The sequence below is a fragment of the Curtobacterium sp. WHRI 8282 genome, from assembly GCF_040223925.2.
GTDB classification, from domain to species: domain Bacteria; phylum Actinomycetota; class Actinomycetes; order Actinomycetales; family Microbacteriaceae; genus Curtobacterium; species Curtobacterium flaccumfaciens.
Map to the genome: position 1 here is coordinate 183,025 of NZ_JBEHCD020000005.1, position 6,705 is coordinate 189,729.

General features: G+C 69.1%; 5 protein-coding genes. 2 read left to right on the forward strand and 3 right to left on the reverse strand.

Annotated features, from left to right (window positions below):
• Position 1 precedes the first annotated feature (1 nt).
• On the forward strand, positions 2-1,285 hold the full coding sequence (locus ABRP24_RS16760; RefSeq protein ID WP_371836763.1) for an alpha-amylase family glycosyl hydrolase: 1,284 nt from the start codon (positions 2-4) through the stop codon (positions 1,283-1,285).
• 57 nt (positions 1,286-1,342) lie between these two features.
• Here the strand turns inward: ABRP24_RS16760 and mmsB are convergent, their stop codons facing one another.
• From mmsB to chvE, 3 genes are all read right to left on the reverse strand, one after another.
• Positions 1,343-2,524: a multiple monosaccharide ABC transporter permease gene (gene mmsB / locus ABRP24_RS16765; protein WP_027466160.1), complete on the reverse strand. Its 1,182-nt coding sequence runs from the start codon at positions 2,522-2,524 to the stop codon at positions 1,343-1,345.
• Positions 2,511-4,064, reverse strand: coding sequence for a multiple monosaccharide ABC transporter ATP-binding protein (gene mmsA, locus ABRP24_RS16770; protein WP_027466161.1), 1,554 nt, complete (start codon positions 4,062-4,064; stop codon positions 2,511-2,513). Before mmsA ends, mmsB begins: the two co-directional genes overlap by 14 nt.
• A 102-nt stretch (positions 4,065-4,166) precedes the next feature.
• Positions 4,167-5,294, reverse strand: coding sequence for a multiple monosaccharide ABC transporter substrate-binding protein (gene chvE / locus ABRP24_RS16775; RefSeq protein ID WP_027466162.1), 1,128 nt, complete (start codon positions 5,292-5,294; stop codon positions 4,167-4,169).
• Positions 5,295-5,474: 180 nt separating this feature from the next.
• Between chvE and ABRP24_RS16780 the strand changes: the two genes are divergently transcribed.
• On the forward strand, positions 5,475-6,524 hold the full coding sequence (locus tag ABRP24_RS16780) for a substrate-binding domain-containing protein (protein ID WP_081827356.1): 1,050 nt from the start codon (positions 5,475-5,477) through the stop codon (positions 6,522-6,524).
• Positions 6,525-6,705: the final 181 nt, after the last annotated feature.

A 6,705-nucleotide genomic window follows, 5' to 3' on the forward strand; every position in this document is an offset into this window, starting at 1 on the left:
GATGTGGTGGCACGTCTACCCGCTCGGCTTCGTCGGCGCCGAGGTCCGTCCGACGGCACCGGTGGGGGAGCGTCCGCTCGAACACCGCCTCGACCGCCTGACCGCGTGGCTCGACCACGTCGTCGACCTCGGCCTGAACGGGCTGTTGCTCGGCCCGGTGTTCGCGAGCTCGACCCACGGCTACGACACGGTCGACCACTTCCGCATCGACCCGCGCCTGGGCGACGACGCCGACTTCGACGCCCTGGTCGCCGCGGCGCACGAGCGGGGCGTGCGTGTGCTGCTGGACGGGGTGTTCAACCACGTCGGCCGTGAGCACCCGGCCTTCCGCGCGTTGTCCGACCACGGCCCGGAGGCGCCGACCGCCGACCTGTTCGCCATCGACTGGTCCGGGTGGCAGCCGGGGGAGTCCGTGCCCGTCGGGCTGTTCGAGGGCCACGACATCCTCGTCGCGCTCGACCACGACAGCCGCGCCACCGAGGACCTCGTGGTGCAGGTCATGACCCATTGGCTGGACCGCGGGGTGGACGGCTGGCGGCTCGACGCGGCGTACGCGGTGCCACCGGCCTTCTGGGCGCGGGTGCTGCCGCGGGTGCGGGAGCGGTTCCCGGACGCCTGGTTCAGCGGCGAGGTGATCCACGGCGACGCGGCGGCGATCGCGCGCGACTCGACGATGGACTCGCTGACCCAGTACGAGCTGTGGCAGGGGATCTGGCACGGCATCGCGGACCGCAACGGCCACGAGCTCGCGCACGCGATCGAGCGGCACGACGCGCTGCTGGCCACCTTCGCCCCGACCACGTTCGTCGGCAACCACGACGTCACCCGGATCGCGAGCGCGGTGGGGGAGCGGTTCGCCGCGCACGCCGCCGCGGTGCTGTTCACGGTGGCGGGGACCCCGGTGGTCTACGCGGGCGACGAGTACGGCTGGACCGGGGTGAAGGAGGAACGCGAGGGCGGTGACGACGCGGTCCGCCCGGAGTTCCCGGCCGAGGTGCCGGAGCCGACGGACCTGACCCACGCGTACGAGGCGCTCATCGCCCTGCGTCGCCGGAACCCGTGGCTGCACCGCGCGCACACCGACCTCGTGCACCTGACCAACACCGCCGTGGTGCTGCGGACCGCGACGGCGGACGCCGCCGTGGTGACCGCCCTGAACCTGTCGGACGATCCCGTCGAGGTGCCCGTGGCCGACGCGACGCAGGTCGAGGCGGGCGGGGCCGATCTCGGGGACGGGACCCTGCGCCTCCCGGCCGGGGGTTGGGCCGTCCTGTCGCGATCGTGAGCAGAAACGGTCGGGTCCCCATCGAGGACCCGACCGTTTCTGCTCACCAAGCGAACGCTACTTGCGCGCGGACGCCGCCCGGCGCTTGTTGAACACGTCGAACGCGACGGCGGCGAGCAGCACCAGACCCTTGATCAGGGACTGGAACTCGGTGCCGACACCGAGGATCGACATGCCGTTGTTCAGCAGGCCGATGATCAGACCACCGACGATGGCACCCGGCACGGTGCCGATGCCGCCGGTGACGGCCGCGCCACCGATGAAGACGGCGGCGATGGCGTCGAGCTCGAAGCCGTTTCCAGCGCCCGGTGCCGCCAGGTTGAGCTGGCCGGTGAAGACCACGCCCGCCAGGGCCGAGATGACACCCATGTTGACGAAGAGCAGGAACGTGACGCGCTTCGTCTTCACACCCGACAGCTGCGCGGCCAGGGCGTTGCCGCCGATCGCGTAGATGTGGCGGCCGAACACCGCGCTCCGCATGACGACCGAGTAGATCACCACGAGGGCACCGAGCACGACGAGCACGATCGGGGTGCCGTTGTAGCTGGCGAGCAGGAGCGCCACGTAGATCACGAGCACGGCGCCGAACGCCGTCTTCACGATGAACCAGGCGAACGGCTCGCTCTCGAGCTGGTACTTGCGACGCGTGATGCGACCGCGGAACGCGGCGATCACCATGACGGCCGCGGCGGCGAAGCCGAGGATCATCGTGAGCGGCTCGTACCCGGTGGTACCGAAGGACGGCAGGAAGCCGGAGCCGAGCGAGCGGAAGCCGGCGGGGAACGGCGAGATCTGCTGGTTCTGCAGGACGATCTGCGCCGCGCCGCGGAACGCGAGCATGCCCGCCAGCGTCACGATGAACGCCGGGATCCCGAAGTACGCGATCCAGAAGCCCTGCCAGGCGCCGACGAGCGCACCGACCACCAGGCAGAGCACGACCGCGATCGGCCACGGGATGTTCCACTGCGTGATCATCACGCCGGCCATGGCACCGGTGAAGGCGACCACCGACCCGACCGACAGGTCGATGTGTCCGGCGATGATGACCATGACCATGCCGATGGCCAGGATGAGGATGTAGCTGTTCTGGACGATCAGGTTCGAGACGTTGATCGGGGCCAGCGTGATGCCGTTCGTGGTCACCTGGAAGAAGATGACGATGACGATCAGCGCGATGAACAGGCCGATCTGTCGGAGCTGCCCGGTGAGGTAGCCGACGGCGGACTTAAGCGCGTTCATTGACAGGGGTCTCCCGTTCCTGGGTCATGTACTGCATGAGGACCTCGGGCGTCGCCTCGGCGCGCGGGACGTCGGCCGTGATGGTGCCCTCGGAGAGGGTGTAGATGCGGTCGCAGATGCCGAGCAGTTCGGGGAGCTCGGACGAGATCACGATGACCGCCTTCCCCTGGTCGGCGAGCTGGTTGATGATCGTGTAGATCTCGTACTTCGCGCCGACGTCGATGCCGCGGGTCGGCTCGTCGAGGATGAGCACGTCGGGGTCGGCGTACATCCACTTCGACAGGACGACCTTCTGCTGGTTCCCGCCGGAGAGCTTCCCCGTCACGACGTCGACGTTCGGCGCCTTGATGTTGAGGCTCTTGAGGAACTGGGTCGCGACCGTGGTCTCCTCCGAGGAGTTCACGAAGCCCCAGTTGGCGAGCTTGCCGAGTGCCGACCCGGAGATGTTCCGCTTGATGTCGTCGATCAGGTTCAGGCCGTACCGCTTGCGGTCCTCGGTGACGTAGGCGATGCCGTTGTCGATCGCCTGCGAGACGGTGTGCGTCTTGATCGGGGTGCCGCGCTTGTAGACGGTGCCACTGATGCCGGTGCCGTAGGACTGGCCGAAGACGCTCATCGCGAGTTCCGTGCGGCCGGCGCCCATGAGCCCGGCGATGCCGACGACCTCGCCGGCGCGGACGTTGAGGTTGGCCTGGTGGATGATCTCGCGCGACGAGTCGAGCTGGTGGTGGACGGTCCAGTCCTCGATCCGCAGCAGTTCCTCGCCGATGACGGGGTTCTCGCGCTCGGGGTACCGGTTCGACAGGTCACGGCCGACCATCCCGCGGATGATCCGGTCCTCGGACACGTCGTCGGCCCGCATGTCGAGCGTCTCGATGGTCTTGCCGTCGCGGATGATCGTGACCTTGTCCGCGATCGCCTTGATCTCGTTGAGCTTGTGGCTGATGATGATCGCCGTCATGCCCTCGGCCTGCAGCGAGCGGATGAGCTCGAGCAGGTGCGCGGAGTCGTCGTCGTTCAGCGCGGCGGTGGGCTCGTCGAGGATGAGGAGCTTCACCTCCTTCGAGAGCGCCTTCGCGATCTCGACGAGCTGCTGCTTGCCGACACCGAGGTCGACGACCTTGGTGACGGGGTTGTCCTTCAGCCCGACGCGCTTGAGCAGCTCGGCGGCCGTCAGGTTCGTCTTGTTCCAGTCGATGAAGCCGCCCTTGGACTGCTCGTTGCCGAGGAAGATGTTCTCGGCGATCGACAGGAAGGGGCTGAGCGCCAGCTCCTGGTGGATGATGACGACGCCCGCAGCCTCGGAGTCGTTGATGTTCGCGAACCGCACGGGTTCGCCGTCGAGCAGGATCTCGCCGTCGAAGGAGCCGGCCGGGTAGACACCCGACAGCACCTTCATGAGCGTGGACTTGCCCGCGCCGTTCTCGCCGCAGATCGCGTGGACCTGGCCGCGCTCGACCTCGATCGAGACGCCCTGCAGGGCCTTGACGCCGGGGAACGTCTTGGTGATGTCCCGCATCTCGAGGATGGTGTCCGCCATGTGGACGCCTTTCCGTCGTGCGCGCGTGGGCGCGCTGGTGGAGACGGACTGGAGGCGCGGCGCGGGCTGGCACCGCGCCTCCGGTCCGTGAGATGGGCCTGACTACTTCAGGTCGGCTTCGGTGTAGTACCCCGAGTCCACGAGGACTTCCTTGTAGTTGTCCTTCGTGACGACCGTCGGCTGGAACAGGAAGGTCGGGACGACCTTGACCTTGTTGTCGTAGCTCTTCGTGTCGTTGACCTCGGGCTTCTTGCCGGTGAGCAGGTCCTCGGCCATGGTGACCGACTGCTTGGCGAGCTTGCGCGTGTCCTTGTAGATCGTCGAGTACTGCTGGCCGGCGATGATCGACTTGACCGAGGCGGCCTCGGCGTCCTGGCCCGTGACGGTCGGGAGCGGACGGTCGCTCGTGCCGTACCCGGCGCCCTGGAGCGCCGAGATGATGCCGATCGAGATGCCGTCGTACGGCGAGAGCACGCCGTCGAGCGTGGTGCCGCCCGAGTAGGACTTGGCGATCAGGTTCTGCATGCGGGCCTTGGCCGTGGCCGGGTCCCACTGCTGCGTCGCGGCCTGGGACAGCTGGTCCTGGCCGGACTGGATCTTCAGCGTGCCGTCCTCGAGGTACGGCTTGAGCGTCTTCATGGCGCCGTTGAAGAAGAACCCGGCGTTGTTGTCGTCGAGCGAGCCGGCGAAGACCTCGATGTTGAAGGGGCCCTTCTCGCCGGTCTTCTTGCCGTCCGCGTCGAGCACACCCAGGCCGGTGAGCAGGCTGTTCGCCTGGTCGACGCCGACCTTCTCGTTGTCGAAGGACACGTAGTAGTCGACGTTCTTGTTGCCCGTGAGCAGGCGGTCGTACGAGATCACCTTGATGCCGGCCTTGGCGGCGGCGTCGAGCTGGTCGGAGAGCGCGCCACCGTCGATCGACGCGATGATCAGGACCTTCGCGCCCTTCGTGATCATGTTGCTGACCTGCTGGGCCTGCTGCTGGACCTTGTTGTCGCCGTACTCGAGGTCGACCTTGTAGCCGGCCTTCTCGAGGTCGCTCTTGACGGCGTTGCCGTCCTTGATCCACCGCTCGGAGACCTTGGTGGGCATGGCGACGCCGACGAGGGCGCCCTTGTTGTCGCCGCTGCCGCCACCATCGGTGGACGCACGGCCGCCGGCCGAGCAAGCGGCCAGCGAGATCGCGATGCCGACGGCTGCGACGCCCGCGATGATCCTGCGCTTCATCATCGAAGTACCTCTGTTCCTTCGCGTCGTCCTCGACGCGGTCGGGTGCCGGGGCTGCTGTGCCCCGTGGGATGCGCTCGTGTGAGCGCTCACATCATGTGGGTTCCGTGACGGGGTGTCAACTCAACACCGCCGTTTCGTGATCTTGCCGCGGCGGCCGGACCGAGCGGTACGGTTGGCCACGTGAGCACCACGACCGCCCCCGAGGGCAGGGGCGGCAAGCGCCGGAAGGCCCCGACGATCTTCGACGTCGCCGAACGCGCCGGCGTGTCCCACCAGACCGTCTCCCGCGTGATCAACGGCGACCCGACCGTCCGAGAGCAGTACCGGACGCAGGTCACCGACGCCGTCACCGAGCTCGGGTACCGGCCCCGCGCCGCCGCCCGGGCGCTCGCCGGTGGGCGGAGCAAGGCGCTCGGCATCATCACCGCCGGCGACGCGCTGTACGGGCCGTCGAGCACCTCGATCGGCTTCGAACGGGCCGCGCGGTCCGCGGGGTACCACGTGCTGCTGTCGACCCTGCCCGAGGAGCCGCGGCCGTCCGACCTGTCCGGGGCGCTCACCACGCTGCTCGCGCAGGACGTCGCCGCGATCGTGCTGGTCGCCGCCGACAACCGGGTGCTCGACGCCCTCGCGTCGCTCACCGTGCCGGTCACGGTGCCCGTCGTGGTGTCGAACGCCGTGCAGCGCGACGCCGTCCGCACCCCGGTCGCACCGAGCGTCGCCGCCGTCGCCATCGACCAGGCGGCCGGCACCTCGCTCGTCATGCAGCACCTGTTCGACCGCGGACACCGCCGGATCGTGCACATCGCCGGGCCGCACGTGTCGCAGGAGTCCGAGGTGCGTCGTGCCACCTACGTGCGGATCATGCAGGACGCCGGGCTCGAACCGGTCGTGCTCGAGGGCGACTGGACCCCGGCGAGCGGCTTCGCGGCCGCCCGGCATATCGACGTGGGGACGGTCGACGCCGTCTTCGCGGGCAACGACCAGATGGCCCTCGGGGTGCTGCACGCCTTCGCCGACGAGGGGCTGCGGGTTCCCGACGACATCGCGGTGGTGGGGTTCGACGACGTCCCCGAGGCCGCGCACTTCACGCCGCCGCTGACCACCGTGCGGCAGGACTTCCGGGCGATGGGGGAGCGGGTGCTCGACACCGTGCGGGCCCTGGTCGAGGGGGAGCCCCGCGACGAGACACTGCTCGCGCCCGAGCTGGTGGTGCGGCGCAGCACGTAGCGCCCCCTCGCACCGTGCGAGGTCCGGTGCCGCGCGCTCCCTCGCACCGTGCGAGGTCTGGCACCGCGCGCTTGGCGTGGTGCGAGGTTCCGTACTCGGTGCGAGCCCGTGCGCCCCGCACGGAGTACGCAACCTCGCACCACACCGGCGGCGCCCCTCGCACGGTGCGAGGGGCGCCGCC

Excerpts from the sequence above, each read along its gene's own strand:
- ABRP24_RS16760 (WP_371836763.1), top strand. The coding sequence starts at position 2 with ATGTGGTGGCACGTCTACCCGCTCGGCTTCGTCGGCGCCGAGGTCCGT.
- mmsB (WP_027466160.1), bottom strand. The coding sequence starts at position 2,524 with ATGAACGCGCTTAAGTCCGCCGTCGGCTACCTCACCGGGCAGCTCCGA.
- mmsA (WP_027466161.1), bottom strand. The coding sequence starts at position 4,064 with ATGGCGGACACCATCCTCGAGATGCGGGACATCACCAAGACGTTCCCC.
- chvE (WP_027466162.1), bottom strand. The coding sequence starts at position 5,294 with ATGATGAAGCGCAGGATCATCGCGGGCGTCGCAGCCGTCGGCATCGCG.